Annotated in this window: 18 protein-coding genes; 15 read left to right on the top strand and 3 right to left on the bottom strand. The window is 36.7% G+C overall.

All coding sequences use genetic code 11. The features are described 5' to 3' along the window. Nucleotides 1–7: 7 nt before the first annotated feature. The 13 genes from CSC80_RS05810 to CSC80_RS05750 all read left to right on the top strand — a co-directional run bounded on the left by CSC80_RS05810 (nt 8) and on the right by CSC80_RS05750 (nt 11522). Nucleotides 8–1255 carry a choice-of-anchor B family protein gene (locus CSC80_RS05810; protein WP_099190417.1) on the top strand — a complete coding sequence of 416 codons (1248 nt, stop codon included), beginning with the start codon at nt 8–10 and terminating at the stop codon, nt 1253–1255. Continuing rightward, nucleotides 1255–2601 carry a hypothetical protein gene (locus CSC80_RS05805; RefSeq protein WP_236973328.1) on the top strand — a complete coding sequence of 449 codons (1347 nt, stop codon included), beginning with the start codon at nt 1255–1257 and terminating at the stop codon, nt 2599–2601. Before CSC80_RS05810 ends, CSC80_RS05805 begins: the two co-directional genes overlap by 1 nt. Nucleotides 2602–2724: 123 nt before the next feature. Continuing rightward, nucleotides 2725–3054, top strand: a complete 330-nt coding sequence (locus tag CSC80_RS05800) for an iron-sulfur cluster assembly accessory protein (protein ID WP_058104477.1) — start codon at nt 2725–2727, stop codon at nt 3052–3054. Nucleotides 3055–3096: 42 nt separating this feature from the next. Then, entirely contained in the window at nt 3097–3462 is a 366-nt protein-coding gene (locus CSC80_RS05795; RefSeq protein ID WP_099190415.1) for a four helix bundle protein, read from the top strand. A gap of 39 nt (nt 3463–3501) precedes the next feature. Beyond that, the gene (gene sufB / locus CSC80_RS05790; protein ID WP_058104476.1) at nt 3502–4947 is read left to right on the top strand and encodes a Fe-S cluster assembly protein SufB; all 1446 of its coding nucleotides are present in this window, start codon (nt 3502–3504) and stop codon (nt 4945–4947) included. A gap of 56 nt (nt 4948–5003) precedes the next feature. Beyond that, nucleotides 5004–5756 (top strand): Fe-S cluster assembly ATPase SufC, encoded by a 753-nt coding sequence (gene sufC / locus CSC80_RS05785; protein ID WP_058104475.1) that lies wholly within the window; start codon nt 5004–5006, stop codon nt 5754–5756. Between the two features lie 76 nt (nt 5757–5832). After that, nucleotides 5833–7149 carry a Fe-S cluster assembly protein SufD gene (gene sufD / locus CSC80_RS05780; protein WP_099190413.1) on the top strand — a complete coding sequence of 439 codons (1317 nt, stop codon included), beginning with the start codon at nt 5833–5835 and terminating at the stop codon, nt 7147–7149. 124 nt (nt 7150–7273) lie between these two features. Further along, on the top strand, nt 7274–7867 hold the full coding sequence (locus CSC80_RS05775; protein ID WP_091607769.1) for an outer membrane beta-barrel protein: 594 nt from the start codon (nt 7274–7276) through the stop codon (nt 7865–7867). Nucleotides 7868–7942: 75 nt separating this feature from the next. Next, nucleotides 7943–9157: a cysteine desulfurase gene (locus tag CSC80_RS05770; protein WP_099190411.1), complete on the top strand. Its 1215-nt coding sequence runs from the start codon at nt 7943–7945 to the stop codon at nt 9155–9157. A gap of 73 nt (nt 9158–9230) precedes the next feature. Next, nucleotides 9231–9656, top strand: coding sequence for a SufE family protein (locus CSC80_RS05765; RefSeq protein ID WP_058104471.1), 426 nt, complete (start codon nt 9231–9233; stop codon nt 9654–9656). Between the two features lie 5 nt (nt 9657–9661). Continuing rightward, complete coding sequence (locus tag CSC80_RS05760) at nt 9662–9994, top strand: SUF system Fe-S cluster assembly protein (protein ID WP_058104470.1); 333 nt, start codon at nt 9662–9664, stop codon at nt 9992–9994. Between the two features lie 29 nt (nt 9995–10023). Then, nucleotides 10024–10530, top strand: a complete 507-nt coding sequence (locus CSC80_RS05755; protein ID WP_099190409.1) for a DUF2480 family protein — start codon at nt 10024–10026, stop codon at nt 10528–10530. Nucleotides 10531–10601: 71 nt separating this feature from the next. Further along, nucleotides 10602–11522, top strand: a complete 921-nt coding sequence (locus CSC80_RS05750) for a DUF3078 domain-containing protein (RefSeq protein WP_058104468.1) — start codon at nt 10602–10604, stop codon at nt 11520–11522. A gap of 275 nt (nt 11523–11797) precedes the next feature. On the opposite strand, the gene hflX is transcribed toward CSC80_RS05750, so the two are convergent. Further along, a complete protein-coding gene (gene hflX / locus CSC80_RS05745; protein ID WP_058104467.1) occupies nt 11798–13009 on the bottom strand; it encodes a GTPase HflX in 1212 nt (403 codons plus the stop codon). A gap of 110 nt (nt 13010–13119) precedes the next feature. Here hflX and CSC80_RS05740 point away from each other — a divergent pair, with 110 nt between their 5' ends. Then, entirely contained in the window at nt 13120–14097 is a 978-nt protein-coding gene (locus CSC80_RS05740; protein WP_099190407.1) for an endonuclease/exonuclease/phosphatase family protein, read from the top strand. A 164-nt stretch (nt 14098–14261) separates the two neighbouring features. Beyond that, nucleotides 14262–16460, top strand: coding sequence for a S8 family serine peptidase (locus tag CSC80_RS05735; protein ID WP_236973327.1), 2199 nt, complete (start codon nt 14262–14264; stop codon nt 16458–16460). A gap of 6 nt (nt 16461–16466) precedes the next feature. Here CSC80_RS05735 and CSC80_RS05730 read toward each other — a convergent pair whose 3' ends face one another. Both CSC80_RS05730 and CSC80_RS05725 read right to left on the bottom strand, forming a co-directional pair. Continuing rightward, nucleotides 16467–16976 carry a DUF3124 domain-containing protein gene (locus tag CSC80_RS05730; protein WP_071340903.1) on the bottom strand — a complete coding sequence of 170 codons (510 nt, stop codon included), beginning with the start codon at nt 16974–16976 and terminating at the stop codon, nt 16467–16469. Nucleotides 16977–17067: 91 nt separating this feature from the next. Further along, nucleotides 17068–17790, bottom strand: coding sequence for a 3'-5' exonuclease (locus CSC80_RS05725; RefSeq protein WP_099190405.1), 723 nt, complete (start codon nt 17788–17790; stop codon nt 17068–17070). Nucleotides 17791–18720 lie beyond the last annotated feature (930 nt).

Raw genomic sequence — 18720 nt, 5'->3', positions numbered from 1 at the left:
TGATTGCATGAAAAAGGTGATTTGGTTTTTAACATTTTCTTTGCTTTTTAGCTGTTCTTCAGATGATAGCGCCAATTTAGAGCTAGACGATGAGGTAGAAAATGAAACGCCTTCCAACATACCTAACGAAATTGGAAGTATACCATGCAATAATGGAATGGCAGGTATTTACCCTTGCAATGGCTATGATTTGGTAGCGCATATTTCTTTGGACGATTTTTCTGCTAGCGAGGCTAATGATATATGGGGGTGGACCGATGCCGAAACAGGTAAGGAGTATGCCATAATGGGCTTGGATAATGGTATGGTATTTATAGATATTTCCGATGCTGAAAACCCCATGTACTTAGGAAAACTACCAACAGCTACAACTGCCAGTTCCTGGAGAGATGTAAAAGTGTATGAAGATTTTGCTTATGTGGTCTCAGAGGCTAATGGTCATGGTGTTCAGGTGTTTGATTTAAAGCGGTTGCGAAATGTTGTTGGCCCTCCCCAAGAATTTACGGCTGACGGGCGTTATACCGGACTTGGAAATGCACATAACATCGTAATAAATGAAACCTCTGGTTTTGCCTATCCGGTCGGTACAGATAGGGATGATGAGTTTAACGGCGGAGTGCATTTTCTTGATCTACAAAATCCTATTGTTCCTGTACTTGCAGGTGGTTGGGGTTTGAATGGCTATACGCATGATGCCCAGGTGATTACATATAATGGACCTGATGCTGATTATCAAGGGGCGGAAATATTTGTGGGTGCTAATGAAGACTTAGTGGTAGTCGTGGATATATCGGACAAGAGTGCACCGGTAACCTTGGCCACATTGCCATATCCTAATATTGGCTATACACACCAAGGTTGGTTTACGGAAGATCAGCGTTTTTTTATCCTAGGTGATGAATTGGATGAGGTGAGACAAGGTTTTCAAACACGTACGCTAATTTTTGATATGGCAGATTTAGAGAATCCCGTGTTGCATCACACGTATTTAGGTCCTACGAATGCCATAGATCATAATGGTTATGTATTGCAAGATGAGTTTTTCTTGGCCAATTATACTGCTGGTGTGCGAATTTTGGATATTTCTGAAATTGAGAACAGTGTAGTTGTTGAAACAGGGTATTTTGATACCTACCCTGAAAATGATAATACGCAGTTTTCAGGTGTTTGGAGTGTTTATCCTTATTTTGAAAGTGCCAATATTGTTGTAAGCGATATCAATAGCGGTTTCTTTATTATTAAAAAATCGAACTGATGATAAGACGAATTCTTTTGTTCTTGGTGCTGTGTGTTGTTTTTTCTTGTGCAAAAGAAGATGCAGAAGTTGCTTTTAACGGGCTAGAATCTGAATTTGTAGGGGAGTTGGTTTGGGTCAAAAATTTTGGCGGTAGTGGAAACGAAAGTGCTCAGGCAATTATTGGAACAAACGATGGCGGTTTTGCCGTTTTAGGATATACAGGTAGTATTGATGGTGATATTGCTGCAAAGTTTGAGGAAGAAAATGATTATTGGTTTTTAAAATTTGATGCCAACGGAGTTTTACAATGGAACAAAACTTATGGCGGTAGTATGGACGATATCGGTCAGAGTTTGGTTCAAACTACAGATGGGGGTTATGCGTTAACGGGTTATGCCATGAGTAGTGATGGTGATGCTACCAATAATCAAGGTTTTCATGACAACTGGATTTTAAAATTAGATGCACAAGGTGTTTTGGAATGGGAGAGCAGCTACGGATTTTCTGGACATGATCATTCATACGATATTCTTGAGGCGTCACAAGGTGGGTACTTTTTTACGGGTTTTTTAGATATTACCTCGGCCAGGGCCGACGGCAATACTGAAAAAGGAAACGGTCTTACCAGCCATGGGGTGGGTGAATTTTGGGGAACCAAAATAGATGAAAATGGAAGTATTCAGTGGCGAGGTTATTTTGGTGGAACAAACAATGACCGTGCTCACAGCGTGGTTCAGAGTAATGATGGTGGTTTTGTAATGGCCGGCTTTACTGAAAGTGATGATTACGATGTTAGTAGCACCAATGGTAGTTATGAGTTCTGGGTAGTTAAGGTAGATGCATTTGGCAATCTGCTTTGGGAGCATTCATTTGGGGGCGATGGTATTGAGGTTGCATATGATATAGCAAAAACCTTAGATGATGGTTATGTTGTGGTAGGAAATACATTTAGTAACAATGGAGATGTATTGGTCAATCATGGAGGGTCTGATGTGTGGATGATTAAAATTGATGCCGAAGGTAACCTTGTATGGGAGCAGACCTATGGCGGATCGGAGTTTGATCTGGCACAAGCTGTTGTGCAGAGTAAAGATGGCGGTTTCTACATTACCGGTAATTCAAAAAGTGATGATAAGGACAGTTCGTTTAATTATGGTGAGAATGATATTTGGCTGGTGAAAACCAACAGTGTAGGAGAATTGGTCTGGGAGAAATCCTATGGTGGGTCGGGACTGGATTTTGCATATGATCTCATTGAAAATGAGGACGGAAGTGTAATGGTGGTGGGAGAAACGGCAAGTACTGATTTTAATACCTTGACCTCTAAAGGAAATACAGACCTTGTACTTCTAAAAATTAAATAACCTTCAACAGTTGATTATAGGATTTCTCTATTGACTTATACGTTATAATAATGTAAGGTTCTATGGTAAAAACCTACTTATAACGTATATTTGTAAACTATTTTTAGATTAAATCGAGATATTATGATTCAAGTATCAGAAACGGCTAAACAGAAAGTCATCAGCCTCATGACAGAAGAGGGTTTTGATGCTTCTAAAGATTTTGTGCGTGTTGGTGTTAAGAGTGGCGGGTGTAGTGGATTATCTTACGAGTTAAACTTCGATAATAAGAAAGATGAAGCTGATAAAGTGTTCGAAGACAATAATGTACGAATTATCGTAGATAAAAAAAGCTTTTTATATTTAGTAGGAACTGTGTTGGAATACTCAGGTGGTCTAAACGGAAAAGGATTTGTTTTTAACAACCCTAACGCACAAAGAACCTGTGGTTGTGGCGAAAGTTTTTCATTATAAATTAAAGTAAAAAGAGAAAAAAGGAAATAAGTAAAGGTGGTTATGTATAGTTCTTTTGAAGATTTAGAAGTATACAAATTATCGATAACGTTTACAGGGAATATCTATAGATTGCTAGAAGGGCAGCCTCTGAAAAATGATTTTGCAATGGTTGATCAATTAAGAAGAGCAACAATTTCAATTTCAAATAATATTTCCGAAGGTTTTGAACGAGAAACGGATAAGGAATTGATTAGGTTCCTATATTTTGTGAAAGGATCTTCAGGAGAAGTGAGAAATCTTTTCAATGTAATGGAGGAAATAGGATATTTTGATAAAAGGGAATTAATAGAGTATAGAGCGCAAATTGTGGTAATTTCAAAGCAGCTAGCAAACTATATTAAATATGTTAAGAAGAGATGTAGTTAGTTTTAACTCGTTATCTTTTAACTTATTAACTATAAATATATGGCATATACAGAAGAAGAATTAAAGAAAGAACTGGAAACCAAAGAATACGAGTATGGTTTCTATACAGATATTGAATCCGAAACGTTTCCCAATGGTTTAAACGAAGAGATCGTTATTGCTATTTCTAAGAAAAAAGGAGAGCCGGAATGGATGACGCTTTGGAGATTAGAGGCTTTTAAGTACTGGAAAGAAATGGAAGAGCCAGAATGGGCTAATGTACATTATCAAAAACCAGATTTTCAAGCGATATCTTACTACTCCGCCCCAAAGAAAGCAGATCCGAACAAAACTTTAGATGATGTTGATCCAGAGTTGTTGGAGATGTACAAAAAGTTGGGAATATCTGTAGACGAGCAAAAGAAACTCCAAAACGTTGCGGTTGATATTGTAATGGATTCTGTATCCGTAGCAACAACATTTAAGAAGACCTTGGCGGAAAAAGGTATTATATTCTGTTCCATTTCTGAAGCTATTAAAGATCACCCAGAATTGGTGAAAAAGTATATTGGTTCTGTAGTTCCAAAAAGAGATAATTTTTACGCAGCCTTAAATTCTGCGGTTTTCTCTGATGGTAGTTTCTGTTACATTCCAAAAGGTGTACGTTGCCCAATGGAACTTTCTACTTATTTTAGAATAAATCAAGCAGGTACAGGTCAGTTTGAGCGTACCTTGGTTATTGCGGATGAAGATAGTTATGTAAGTTACCTTGAAGGTTGTACTGCACCTTCTAGAGATGAAAACCAATTACATGCAGCCGTTGTAGAGCTTATTGCTTTAGATGGTGCGGAAATTAAATACTCAACGGTACAAAACTGGTTCCCTGGAGGAAAGGATGGTAAAGGAGGAGTATTCAACTTTGTTACCAAAAGAGCATTGGTAGAAAAGAACGCCAAAGTTTCTTGGACACAGGTAGAGACAGGATCTGCCGTTACCTGGAAATATCCTTCCTGTATCTTAAAAGGAGATAACTCCATAGGGGAATTCTATTCTATTGCAGTAACCAACAATTACCAACAAGCAGATACGGGAACTAAAATGGTTCATATTGGTAAGAACACCAAGAGTACTATTATTTCTAAAGGTATTTCTGCAGGTAAATCCCAAAATAGTTACCGTGGACTGGTACAGGTGAACAGCCGTGCAGAAGGTGCACGAAACTTCTCTCAATGCGATTCTTTGTTGATGGGTAACGAGTGTGGTGCACATACCTTCCCGTACATTGAGGCAAAGAACAAAAGCGCTATGATAGAGCATGAAGCTACTACTAGTAAAATTGGTGAAGATCAAATTTTCTATTGTAACCAAAGAGGTATAGATACTGAAAAGGCAATTGCATTGATTGTAAACGGTTTCAGCAAAGAAGTATTAAACAAACTACCGATGGAATTTGCTGTAGAAGCCCAAAAACTATTGGAAATTAGTTTAGAAGGTTCTGTAGGATAAGAAAAGTCAATATTAAAAAAAAGCCATAGGCACCAGAATATTTAAAGTAACATATTATGTTGAAAATTAAAGATCTACATGCTAGTGTAGAGGATAAGGAAATATTAAAAGGAATTAATCTAGAAGTTAAAGCAGGTGAAGTGCATGCTATCATGGGACCAAATGGTTCAGGTAAGAGTACATTGGCTTCTGTAATTGCAGGTAATGAGAACTTTGAAGTTACCCAAGGGTCTATTGAATTAAGCGGAGAAGATTTAGAGGATGTATCTCCAGAAGAAAGAGCGCATAAAGGTGTTTTTCTTTCTTTTCAATACCCAGTGGAAATTCCAGGCGTTTCTGTAACCAACTTTATGAAAACTGCCATTAACGAATCTCGTAAGGCAAAAGGTTTAGAGGACATGCCTGCCAAGGATATGTTGAAATTAATTCGTGAGAAATCTGAATTATTGGAAATCGACCGTAAGTTCCTATCTAGATCTTTGAACGAAGGTTTCTCTGGTGGCGAGAAAAAGAGAAACGAAATTTTTCAAATGGCAATGTTAGAACCAAAGGTGGCTATCTTAGATGAAACCGATTCTGGTTTGGATATTGATGCCTTAAGAATTGTCGCTAGTGGTGTAAATAAATTAAAGAGCAAGGATAATGCAGTTATCTTAATTACACACTACCAACGTTTGTTGGAATATATAGTGCCAGATTATGTTCATGTTTTGCACAATGGTAAAATTGTGAAATCTGGCGGAAAGGAACTTGCCTTGGAACTAGAAGAGAAAGGATACGACTGGTTAAAGCAAGAAACAGCGGTTTAAAAAATTAGTACTAAGTACAAAGTACTTAGTATAGAGTACTTATTACTTTGTACTAAGGACTTAATACTAAAGATATATGGATTTAAAAGATAAATTGATTTCCTCTTTTATGGCGTTTGAGAACAACGTGGATGTAGAGCATCCGGTACACGATGTTCGTATGGCGGCTATAAAGAACTTTGAGGAAAAAGGGTTTCCTTCCAAAAAGGAGGAAGCATGGAAATATACTTCGCTTAATAGCTTACAGAAAATTGATTTTAGCATTTTTCCAAAGGAGGATAATGCGTTGGAATATAAAGATGTAAAGCGTTACTTTTTACACGAGATCGATTCTTATAAGATTGTTTTCGTAGATGGTATTTACAGTTCTTACCTTTCTGAGACCACGCATGACGGTGTAGATATCTGCTTAATGAGTGCTGCACTTACCAAGCCAATGTACAAACCGGTTATAGATGTGTATTTCAATAAAATTGCATCTAAAGACGAGTCATTGACATCTTTGAATACAGCATTTAGTAGAGAAGGGGCGTATATCTATATTCCTAAGAACAAGATGCCTAAAAAACCTATTGAAATTTTACATTTCTCCACAGGTAATGAGGCTTCACTAATGTTGCAACCACGTAATTTGATCGTTGTTGAAGAAAATGCCGAAGTACAAATAATTGAACGTCACCAGAGTTTAACCTCAAACGAGGTACTTACCAATGCGGTTACGGAAATTTTTGCTGCTAAAAGTGCTATCGTAGATTTTTATAAGATTCAGAACGATGTTGAATCTGCTTCATTAATCGACAATACCTATATTGATCAAAAGGACAAGAGTGTCGTTAAGGTTCATACCTTTTCCTTTGGGGGTAAATTAATTCGTAACAACCTTAATTTTTATCAGAATGGGGAGTATATAGATTCTACCATGAAAGGTGTTACTATATTAGGTGAAAAGCAACATGTAGATCACCATACCTTAGTTCATCATATTGAACCTAATTGTGAAAGTCACCAAGATTACAAAGGTATTTATGGTGATAGTTCAACTGGGGTATTTAATGGTAAAATTATCGTTGATAAAATTGCTCAAAAGACCAATGCTTTTCAGCAGAACAATAATATTTTAATCAGTGACAAGGCCAGCATCAATACAAAACCGCAATTAGAGATTTTTGCCGATGATGTAAAATGTTCTCACGGTTGTACTATTGGTCAGTTAGATGAAGATGCATTGTTCTACCTGCAATCTAGAGGTATTCCACAGAAAGAAGCAAGAGCATTATTAATGTATGCCTTTGCAAATAACGTATTGTCTTCTGTTCGTATTCCGGAATTAAAGATTAGAATTAATAAATTGATAGCAAAGAAGCTAGGGGTGAACCTTGGGTTTGATTTGTAATATATTTTTTCAATTCAAGATTATTTAAAATTAACGGTTCGTTAGGTTATTCTTAACGAGCCGTTGTATTTTCTTACACCACTATTAAGCTATTTTCGTCTTATAAATATTTAACTGGAATTTTATGAAACGACTTTTACTTACCTCATTTTTAGTATTTACCTCTATTATTTTACATGCTCAAGATCAGAAATGGAGTGTTGAGGCTAATTACCCATTCACATTAGATGATGGTACATTTTCCAATAATGATGGAGCAATTGATTTAGGTATAAAATACCGCTTTTTTAGAACAGACTTAGTTCGTTTGGGTTTAGACCTTAATGGTGGTTTTGTATATGACAAAGCAGGTAATAATAATGAAGATACGTTCAAGTCTAAAACATATCTTTTTCAACCGAAGTTGTTTGCGGAGTTTAGTGTGCCATTTGCACCAAAATGGCATCCTATGGTCGGTGTTGGTTATTCTGTTGTGAGTAATAATTTTAGTGGATCAATTTCAGGTACAGATTTTTCAGATCGCAGTGGTGCTGATGGAGGATTCAATTTTGATATCGGAATCTCCTATGATATATCATCAAGATTCTTTTTACAATTAAAGTATGATATGATTTTACTTCAAGTTAAAGATGAGGTTGTATTTGATAATGAAAGAATAAACATTGATTTTAGAGAAAATATAGATCGCCTAAAAATAGGAGTAGGATTTAGATTCTAAAATTACATATTACAATACCCTTCATACCCGATATGTTTTCATTATCGGGTATCTTTGTATATAAGAAGATTGACTATGTTAGATATTAAAAAGATAAGAGAAGATTTTCCAATTCTTAAGCGTGAGGTAAATGGTAAGCCATTGGTCTATTTGGACAATGCCGCTACATCGCAAACGCCACAACAGGTTATTGATGCTATTGTAGATTATTATCAGAACTACAATGCCAACATACATCGTGGGGTGCATACGCTTTCACAAGAGGCTACAGATAAATATGAGCAGGCTAGATTAAAGATTCAGAAACATTTTAATGCTGCAAAATCTTATGAAATCATATTCACGTCCGGAACAACGCATAGTATAAATCTTGTTGCCAACGGATTCTCTGCATTGATTAAGAAAGGTGATGAGGTAATTGTTTCTGCCATGGAGCATCATTCCAATATTGTGCCTTGGCAAATGTTATGCGAGCGTACCGGTGCAATTTTAAAAGTAATTCCAATGAATCAAGAAGGGGAGTTACTGATGGATGCGTACGAAGAGTTGTTGTCCAATAAAACGAAATTGGTATTCTGCAATCATATTTCAAATGCGTTAGGTACCATTAACCCTATTGAAGAAATAATAGAAAAGGCACATAAGGTTGGCGCTGCCGTATTAATTGATGGGGCACAGGCAGCTCCGCATTTAGTGGCAGATGTACAAGCTTTAGATGTTGACTTTTATACCTGCTCCGCTCATAAAATATGTGGACCAACGGGAGTTGGTATGCTATACGGTAAAGAAGAATGGTTGAATAAGTTACCACCATACCAAGGTGGTGGCGAAATGATCGCGGAGGTTACTTTTGAGAAAACTACCTATGCAGATTTGCCACATAAATTTGAAGCGGGTACGCCTAATATTTGTGGTGGTATTGCTTTTGGCGCGGCATTGGATTATATGAATGCCATAGGTTTTGAGGAAATTGCCAAGTATGAACAAGCATTATTAGAGTACGCTACGCAAGAACTATTGAAGATAGACGGACTTAAAATCTATGGTACAGCTAAGAACAAAACGTCTGTGATATCATTCAATATAGAAGGTATACACCCTTATGATATGGGTAGCATTCTAGATAAATTGGGTATTGCGGTACGTACAGGTCATCATTGTGCACAACCAATAATGGACTTCTTTAAAATACCGGGAACCGTGCGTGCAAGTTTTGCATTTTATAATACCAGAGATGAAGTAGATGTGCTTATCGCCGGTGTTTTAAAAGCAAAAAGCATGTTGTTGTAACACAAAGTTTCATTGGTAATGTAAAGGTTTGAAATGCATCAATTGTTATCGTATTTTTGTATAAAATAAAGCAATGGAAATAAAAGAGATTCAAGAAGAGATAATAGACGAATTTTCCATGTTCGATGATTGGATGCAACGGTATGAATATATGATCGAGTTGGGCAAATCTTTGCCATTGATCAAAGAAGAATTTAAGACCGATGATAATATTATAAAGGGTTGTCAAAGCAAGGTTTGGGTACATGCGGAGCTTGAAGATAATAAGTTGGTTTTTACCGCGGATAGTGATGCCATTATTACTAAAGGTATTATTGCCATTTTAATTAGGGCGTTCAGCAATCAAAAGCCACAAGATATTTTAGATGCGGACACAGAATTTATTGATGAAATTGGATTAAAAGAGCATTTATCGCCTACAAGGGCAAATGGTTTGGTGAGTATGATCAAACAACTAAAGTTATACGCAGTGGCGTATCAAACACAAATTGAAGAATAGAAATTATGAGTGACGAAAATATAGCAGAGGATAGTGCAGAATTAGGGGAGAAAATTGTTCGTATTTTAAAAACAATATATGATCCGGAAATTCCTGTGGACATCTATGAATTAGGCTTAATTTATGATGTATTGGTGAACGAGGACAATGAAGTAAAGATTTTAATGACCCTAACTTCTCCTAACTGCCCAGTGGCGGAAAGCTTGCCTGCAGAGGTTGAAGAGAAAGTAAAATCTTTGGATGCCATTAAAGATGCAGAGGTTGAAATTACTTTTGATCCACCTTGGACCCAAGATTTAATGAGCGAAGAGGCTAAATTAGAATTAGGTCTACTTTAATAAGACCAAGCAATTGATAATGTGCTTCTATGGAAGATGAAATTTTAAATAAAGTTGCCCAAAGCAAATTGATCACCTTTAATCTTGAGGATTACTATCCAAAAGGTGAAAGAATGGTTTTGGACATCAAAGATTGGCTATATGAAGGCTTTATTCTCAAAGAAAAAGAATTTAGAGCCTTTGTTGATGCCCATGACTGGTCGCAATATAAAGATGCATACGTTGCCATGCATTGTTCTACAGATGCTATAATTCCTGGCTGGGCTTACTTATTGCTAAGTGTAAAGCTTAGCGGTATTGCCAAAAAGGCGGTACAAGGCTCACTGGTAGATCTGGAAACCAGTATATATCAATCCGTAATTGAAAATATAGATATATCAGAATATCAAGATAGATTAATTATCATAAAAGGTTGTAGTAAAAAACCTGTTCCTGCCAACGCATATCTTTTTCTGGCTGAGCGTTTAAAGCCTGTAGCAAAGTCTATCATGTACGGTGAGGCTTGCTCTTCTGTGCCTTTATACAAAAGAAAATAACATTTTCCTTTTTATAGATGGCGTCAATAATATTACCTTTGCGCCACTATAAACTATAAACATTAAGTATTATGAAGAAAATTGTATTAACCCTAGCTCTTGCTTTTGTAGCAACCGTTGGTTTTTCTCAAACGGAAGAGGAATTAAAAACACAGTTAGGTGCGGCTAAAGATTCAATAGCGGCTATACAAGGTAGAGCAGATGCTATACAAGGTAAAATTGACGCCTTGCCAGGTTGGAAAAAAGGTGCCTTTGGTACTATTGGTGCAAACTTGAGCAGCTTTAACAACTGGTATGGTCAAGGAACTCCAGATTTAGCTTCTGGTAACATTGGTGTAACTGTAAATGCGTTTGCCAACTTAAAGGAAGAAAAATTCTTTTGGAGAAACTCTGCTAATGTAAACCTTGGATGGGTAAAGTTCGATGATAAGAACGACGATACCGATGATGATAGCTTTCAAAAAGGTACCGATGTATTTAACATCACATCTCTTTACGGTAGAAATATTAGCAAAACGTGGGCCATTTCTGGTTTAGGTGAATATAGAACTACTATACTAGATAACTTCAACGATCCAGGATACCTTGATTTAGGGGTTGGTGCTACTTGGAACCCTAATGCCAATTTAGTGGTTGTAATACACCCATTAAACTACAACTTTGTTTTTAGTGATAACGATGCAGTTTTTGAGTCTTCTTTAGGTGCTAAGATCGTTGCCGATTATACCAAAAAATTTGGAGCGATCAATTTCAAGTCTAATCTTTCTATGTTCCAAAGCTACAAGAGCGGAGACCTTTCTAACTTAACTTGGATCAATTCTTTTGGTTACACGTTATGGAACGGTATTGGTTTAGGTTTTGAATTTGGTTTACGTGACAACAAGCAAGAAGCTTTAAATTTCGCATTAGCTGATAACCCTGCTGAAACGTTTGATACTGTAGATAACAAGTTACAGACATACTTCTTGGTAGGTCTTAACTATGCGTTCTAAGTATAAGAAGTTTTAAGTGTACATATTAAAAAAGCCCTCTAAACAGAGGGCTTTTTTCGGTTAAGTAATTATCGTAAAATTTGGGGTTTTACTTTTTGTTTTCATAAGTAAAATATCGATTTGGGGTCAATACCTTTGCTTAAGTACACTGTAAAATTAATGCATAAGGTCTTGCTGAAAACAATTTATGTTGTGAACTGATCGCATTGTGTTGTGAGATTTACCATCGGTTTCATTTCATCGATGAACTGCATCAATTCTATTAAAATTGGTATTTAGTATTCGTCCAAATGCTCTGGATAAAGAAAATTATTATATGGAAAACGGGTTACATGGATGTCTCTTACCTCATCATAGACACGTTTTCTAAACTCATCTAAATTTTCTTTGTTCAATGCAGAGATAAAAATAGCACGGTCACCCACTTTTTCCATCCAGGTATGTTTCCAATCATTAATGGTAAAATGTCTTCCGGTACGCTCGGTAACTAAATCGTCTTCATCAATGGTTTCATGCTCGTACTGGTCTATTTTATTGAAGACCATAATGGTTTTTTTATCCGAACTTTTAATATCCGATAGAATATTGTTTACAGAGTCTATATGCTCTTCAAACTGTGGATGAGAGATATCTACAATATGTAAAAGTAAATCTGCCTCACGAACTTCATCTAAGGTACTTTTAAAGCTTTCTACCAATTGCGTAGGTAGTTTTCTAATAAATCCAACCGTATCACTTAAAAGAAAGGGTAAATTGCCCAGAACTACCTTTCTTACCGTGGTATCCAAGGTGGCAAATAGTTTGTTCTCGGCAAATACATCGCTCTTACTAATAACGTTCATTAGGGTAGATTTGCCCACGTTGGTATACCCCACCAAAGCAACGCGTACCAAAGCGCCACGGTTACCTCTTTGGGTTTCCATTTGGCGGTCTATTTTCGCCAACTTCTTTTTAAGCAGTGTTATACGATCACGTACAATACGTCTATCCGTTTCAATTTCGGTTTCTCCGGGCCCACGCATACCTATACCACCTTTTTGTCGTTCAAGGTGGGTCCAAAGTCCGGTAAGTCTTGGCAGCAAATATTCATATTGTGCCAGCTCTACTTGGGTACGGGCATAACTGGTCTGTGCACGTTGTGCAAAAATGTCCAGGATCAAACTTGTTCTATCAATGATCTTACAGCGTAATATTTTTTCAATGTTACGTTGTTGTGCAGGTGATAGTTCGTCATCAAAAATAACAGAACCTATTTCGTTCTCTTGAACATAACGTTCTACCTCTTCCATTTTACCACTTCCGATCAGTGTTTTTGGATTAGGTACATCCATACGTTGTACAAACCTTTTGGTTACTTCTCCACCAGCGGTGTAGGTAAGGAACTCTAACTCATCTAAATACTCAGTTACCTTTTCTTCATTCTGTTCCTTATTGATAATACCAATAAGAACCGCTTTTTCATAATCTATACTCTTCTTTTCTATCATAATACCGTAAAGTGCAAAATTAAGCAATTACCCATAAGCTATTTCGTATTTTTATTGACTCGATAATCAAGAGTACGTGCTCTGAAGTAGTTTACTCATTAATATTATACATGCGATTACCATTTTTTAAGAAAAAGACTAAAAAACAGCGCTACACGGTTGCTTTCTACAATTTAGAAAATCTATTTGATCCAGAACGCAATGTGAATATTTTGGACAAGGATTTTACCCCTAATGGAGTAAAAAGATGGACCGTTGAAAAATACCAGCGTAAACTTCAAAAACTTGCAAAAACTATTTTTAAGATAGGGGATGAGGAACACCCTTACCCACCTGCCTTAATAGGTGTGGCAGAAGCAGAGAACAATAGTGTGCTCAAGGCATTGTTAGATACCGATCCTTTAGAAGATGTGGACTATGGTTTTATACATTTTGATTCTCCCGATGAACGTGGTATAGATACTGGGCTAATTTACCGTAAACGCTTTTTTAAAGTGTTGCATGCAGAACCATTGGCTTTGTTGGTAGACAATGTTGGGGGTGTAAGGGATACCACAAGAGATATACTATATGTAAAGGGAGAGTTGAATAAAGAGTTGGTGCATGTATTCGTAAATCACTGGCCGTCTAGAAGAGATGGCGGTGTTGAAACTGAATATAAACGCGTAATTGCGGCAAAGGAAATAATTCAGCGTATTGAAGCTATTAAAATGGAAGAATTGGACCCCAATATTATTGTCATGGGCGATTTTAATGATGATCCATCTTCTTTGAGTATGCAGACCTTAAAAGATGAAGCCGGACTATTTAACCCTATGGAAACTTTGCATATTCCAAATAGCCGAGGGTCTTCCATGTATGGAAGCAAGTGGAATATGTTCGATCAAATTTTGGTCTCCAATTCATTTTTCAATTATGAAAAGAACACCCATAGTTTTGATAAGGCGGATATTTTTGACCATAAATCGCTTAGGGAAAAGAAGGGGAAATATAAAGGTACTCCGTATAGAACCTTCGTTTCTGACAAATATCTAGGAGGTTATAGCGATCACTTTCCGGTCTATGCTATGTTTACTTTCAACTCTTAACAGGGAAAGAATTGGAAAGAAAAATCCTACACATCAAAAAATAGCGTTTTCACAACAGGTTCGCCGTAATGTTTAGGTAATTCATCGAATAAAAGTGTTCATTCACCGAACACTGCCCATGGTTATTATATTTGTAGTCCAAATCTTACAATAATAACCTAACGATGACTACCTACAAATCTACCTACCGTGCTAGTAGTATACTTTTGCTACTATTATTTGTGTTCACTATGGGCCAAATGACCATGGCACAAACCTCTCAACAACGTTTGCAAATTTCGGAAAACAATAAGAAAACGGCTTTGGCAAGTTTCAGGTCTAACTTAATTTCTGAATACGCTCTTGAAAGAACAAAATTAAAAGAGGTGGCCAAACTGAACAATTGGAAAATTAAAGAAACGTTGGCCAACGGTAAAAAAATAGAATTACAGGGTATAGGTGCAGATGGTAGTCCGCTATACTACGAAACATATTCAGATGAAGCAGGTTTGGTGTCAAGAGCAAGTACTTTAAATACAGATGGTTTGATGGGTTTGGATTTAAACGGTGATGGTATGAACGTTGGGGTTTGGGATGCCGGTATTGCATTACAGCATCATGTAGAGTATACTTCTAGAATTGCGATCGGAGATGAGAATTCTGAAGTAGATACCCATGCCACCCATGTAACGGGCAGTATTATCTCTACAGGTCTTAAGAAAGATGCTAGAGGTGTTGCCAACAAGGGCAATGTTATTTCTCATGATTGGACAAGAGATAAAATAGAGGTTGCAGAAGCAGCTGCCAATGGTCTTTTGCTTTCTAACCATTCTTACGGGATTAAGGCAGATCGTGTACCAGATTGGTATTTTGGAGCCTATACCAAAGTTGCTCAGGACTGGGATAAAATTATGTACAACGCTCCTTATTATTTAATGGTTACCGCAGCTGGAAATGCTCAAAAAAGCATGGATAATGACACACCTACATACGGTAAAACTGCAGATGGATTTGATGTGTTATTGGGTTTTACAATTTCTAAGAACAATATTACGGTTGCCGGTGCCAATTCTAAAATAGATAACAACGGAAACCTAAAAAGTGCCGATGTTTCCGCATACAGTAGCTTTGGTCCTGTTGACGATGGTAGAATTAAGCCAGATTTGGCAGGTAACGGTGGTTCTGTGTTGTCTACAGATGCTGCCAGCAACACTAGTTATGAAACATCTTCGGGTACGTCAATGGCTACACCTGGGGTTACGGGCTCGTTATTATTGTTGCAACAATATCATGAAGAGCTTTACGGTGCGTACATGAAAGCCGCTACATTAAAGGGTTTGGCTTTGCATACTGCAGATGATATAGATGCTGAAGGTCCTGATTACAAAATGGGATGGGGTATCATGAATGCTAAAAGTGCTGCCGAGTTATTGAACAATAAAGATTTTACAAGCCATGTGGCAGAAGAGTCTTTACAAAACGGCGATTCTTTTTCATTTGAGGTTACTGCCAATGGTGATGACACATTGATCGCTTCTATTTCTTGGACAGATGTACAATCTAGCGTTGTAAATACGGGTGAGCTGAACAGCACAACGGCTGCCTTGGTAAACGATCTTGATATTAGGATTACAAAAAACGGACAAACCTTTTTACCTTGGAAATTGAACCCGGCTCAAGCCAATAGTGCAGCTACCAAAGGGGATAATAAAGTAGATCCTTTTGAAAGAATTGAAATTCACAATGCAAGTGGTACGTATACCATTACCGTTACCCATAAGGGAGAACTTGTTAACGATGCTCAAGATTTTTCCTTGATCGTATCTGGCGTTTTAATGACTTCTTGTTCTATTGATGCCCCTGAGGTTGCCTTGGAACAAGCAGAAGTAGCTCAAGTAACCTTAAATTGGAATGATAGTGATGATGCCTTATATGAAATTCAGTATAAAGAAGTATATCAGGAAGAATGGACTACCGAGTATATTTCTGTCAATAGCTTTATTTGGAAGGGATTGTCATTAGATCAAACCTACTCTTTTAGATTAAGAACATTCTGCTCACAGAACATTGCTTCTGAATATAGTGATGTAGCTACGTTTACTTTTACGGGCGAAGAGACCCAATTGGAAACATTAAGCGCTTTAAGTGCCGATTCTCAAATTCCTTTTAATGTTTACCCAAATCCTGCGGTAGATGAAATTCAGTTAAACGTAAAAACATCGGATACGGCGGTTTATAGAATAATGAGCACTAGCGGTGTGGAATTAAAAATGGATGCGGCCACAAACTCAAGAATCAATGTTTCAGACCTACCTTCTGGTCTTTACGTTTTACAGATTCAAGATTTTGATGTTAATAAGAGTACTAAGTTCTATAAGTACTAAATAGCTTTAGTTAATTCTTCTGGATTGTGTAGTAAACGAAAGTCCTTGTTGCCCAACAGTGGAATTCATTACGCCTTCAAACAATGGTTCTGGGGAATTTTTGGGTGCATGCCATTCAAAAATAAAATTAGAACCTGTACCACCTTCAACATCCATTTCATCAATAATGATTTCTACGGTTTCAAGAGGTGCCAAATATATTGGGTGATTAAAATAGTTGCGTAATGATACGCCATGGGTATCAAAATACTCGGCTTTGGTCAAGTATATGGTGTCTATATCACTGGTATTGCGTAAACTTACCATAGCCGTTAAATTATGGGTTTTATGCTCAGAGCTGCTATATATTTGGGAATAGATAGATAAGTAAGATTTACCATGTTCTAAAGAATCCATCGTTTTTATAGTCGCTTTTCTCTTGGTCCAGTTTTCAGGATTTATAGAGCTTATTTCCTTTTCTTGCACACAGCTTGCTACTAAGACAATTACCGAGAATAATAGGATGCACTTTTTCATAAATAAGTCGCTTTTAAAACAATGATGGTACAAACAAAATTACATCATTAGTCATGTATTTATATCGTTAGATGCTTTTTTTAACTCAAATCTATTTTTTGGCTACTTTCTTTACTTCATCATCTTTTAATACCGGTTGGTTTCTTAGTCGTAAATAGACCTGGGCAGTAGTAAGCACATCTAATTCGCAATAGGTTATAATGCGGTTTAAATCGTTCTGTTCATAATAGACCACGCGTACCATACTGCCGTCAATATCTTCTTTGGGCGATGGTATTCCCAGCACATGTGCCATTAATTTTAAGGAGGTATAATGCTTGTAATCACCAAACTTCCAAAGCTCCATGGTATCTATGTGTGGTACTTCCCAGGGTTTTTTGCCAAACAAGTCTAGTTTCTGGGGCAATGATATGCCGTGAATAATCATTCTACGGGCAATATAGGGGAAATCGAACTCCTTACCGTTATGGGCGCAAAGCACATGCTTGGCATGGTTAAAATGCTCGTCCAATAGGTCTTTAAAATCCTGTAGAAGCTTGTTTTCTTCATCGTGAAATGTGGTGATCCTAAAACTTCTACGGTCACCTTGAATAATAAAATAACCTACCGAAATACAAATGATTTTACCAAACTCCGCCCAAATACCGGCACGTTCATAAAAATCCTCAGCCGTAATTTCGTCTTTTCGTTGGTATTGAGATTTATGTGCCCACAGTTCTTTGGTGGTATCATCCAACTGGTCAAAAGCACTTTTTTCTGGCACGGTTTCAATATCTAAAAACAAGATATTTTCAAGATGTATTTTATCGGGCATAGAAAGGTAAGATACTAATAAGTAAGAAATTATGGTAATTTCATTATCGACTTACTTACAATAGCTGTTTTTTAATTCTTAAAATAGACTCTCCCATCTAATTGATATGAAATGGTGAACCGACCAACAAGTCTGTTTTTTACTGGTAGATGGAGTTGAAAATTGTAGAAAGCAACGACGGAAATGGCACAAGCATCGGTAAAATACAAAGAATGTAATGTTGAATGGGTGTTTTAAATACTGAACAAACCAAGCAGTTTGTTTTTTTGTTTGTAAAAACGTGTGGGTTGGGCACAGAAATAGGAATTAAACCTATAGATTTTCTTGTGATAGACCTAGAAATGAAATCACGGATAAGAAGTAAGTGAGATTTTTATTTGCAAAGATTGGTCTCGGGTGAGAATAGTGGGAAGTAAGGAACTATACGTTCTTATACTTGCTTTATTCTTTCTCTTGCAGTTCAGATTCAATCAAATTCAAAATCTCAGTAAAGTAATCTAACATTTTAAGGTGTAGTTTAGATTTTTTGTCCAGAATTATAAAGTACAATGTCCCAACTTATATCTTTTGGCTAGTTGAGTAATATTTTTTCTTTAAGTAAACATAAGTTGGTAAGGTCAGAACTAATAAAATCCCGATTATTTTAGTCAAATCGGTTATTATAAAACGACCAGTTTTCCATTCCATGTTTTCAGATTTGCCCTCAAAGATTTCTATTCCGCTATACACAAATAATGAAAATAGAATTATAATTAAAATCAGAAAAGCTAGATTAAAATATGCTCTTTTCATAAGTTCCTCAAATGACACTCAACGTGTTTGGCAATGGTTTGCTGCGCGGTTAAGTACCTAATTTAGCAAATAAAAACTGAATAGGTAATCTTTGGTAAGTAGACTAGAACTAACAATAAATTATATACGTTGAAGGCA

This window comes from Maribacter sp. 6B07 (assembly GCF_002700155.1).
In the GTDB taxonomy this organism is placed as follows: Bacteria; Bacteroidota; Bacteroidia; order Flavobacteriales; family Flavobacteriaceae; genus Maribacter; species Maribacter dokdonensis.
The sequence above is the reverse complement of the archived record's forward strand: the minus strand, read 5'-3'. Positions and strand labels throughout refer to the sequence as shown.

Coding starts and splice junctions, on each gene's coding strand:
- CSC80_RS05810 (WP_099190417.1), top strand. CDS start 8: ATGAAAAAGGTGATTTGGTTTTTAACATTTTCTTTGCTTTTTAGCTGT.
- CSC80_RS05805 (WP_236973328.1), top strand. CDS start 1,255: ATGATAAGACGAATTCTTTTGTTCTTGGTGCTGTGTGTTGTTTTTTCT.
- CSC80_RS05800 (WP_058104477.1), top strand. CDS start 2,725: ATGATTCAAGTATCAGAAACGGCTAAACAGAAAGTCATCAGCCTCATG.
- CSC80_RS05795 (WP_099190415.1), top strand. CDS start 3,097: ATGTATAGTTCTTTTGAAGATTTAGAAGTATACAAATTATCGATAACG.
- sufB (WP_058104476.1), top strand. CDS start 3,502: ATGGCATATACAGAAGAAGAATTAAAGAAAGAACTGGAAACCAAAGAA.
- sufC (WP_058104475.1), top strand. CDS start 5,004: ATGTTGAAAATTAAAGATCTACATGCTAGTGTAGAGGATAAGGAAATA.
- sufD (WP_099190413.1), top strand. CDS start 5,833: ATGGATTTAAAAGATAAATTGATTTCCTCTTTTATGGCGTTTGAGAAC.
- CSC80_RS05775 (WP_091607769.1), top strand. CDS start 7,274: ATGAAACGACTTTTACTTACCTCATTTTTAGTATTTACCTCTATTATT.
- CSC80_RS05770 (WP_099190411.1), top strand. CDS start 7,943: ATGTTAGATATTAAAAAGATAAGAGAAGATTTTCCAATTCTTAAGCGT.
- CSC80_RS05765 (WP_058104471.1), top strand. CDS start 9,231: ATGGAAATAAAAGAGATTCAAGAAGAGATAATAGACGAATTTTCCATG.
- CSC80_RS05760 (WP_058104470.1), top strand. CDS start 9,662: ATGAGTGACGAAAATATAGCAGAGGATAGTGCAGAATTAGGGGAGAAA.
- CSC80_RS05755 (WP_099190409.1), top strand. CDS start 10,024: ATGGAAGATGAAATTTTAAATAAAGTTGCCCAAAGCAAATTGATCACC.
- CSC80_RS05750 (WP_058104468.1), top strand. CDS start 10,602: ATGAAGAAAATTGTATTAACCCTAGCTCTTGCTTTTGTAGCAACCGTT.
- hflX (WP_058104467.1), bottom strand. CDS start 13,009: ATGATAGAAAAGAAGAGTATAGATTATGAAAAAGCGGTTCTTATTGGT.
- CSC80_RS05740 (WP_099190407.1), top strand. CDS start 13,120: ATGCGATTACCATTTTTTAAGAAAAAGACTAAAAAACAGCGCTACACG.
- CSC80_RS05735 (WP_236973327.1), top strand. CDS start 14,262: ATGACTACCTACAAATCTACCTACCGTGCTAGTAGTATACTTTTGCTA.
- CSC80_RS05730 (WP_071340903.1), bottom strand. CDS start 16,976: ATGAAAAAGTGCATCCTATTATTCTCGGTAATTGTCTTAGTAGCAAGC.
- CSC80_RS05725 (WP_099190405.1), bottom strand. CDS start 17,790: ATGCCCGATAAAATACATCTTGAAAATATCTTGTTTTTAGATATTGAA.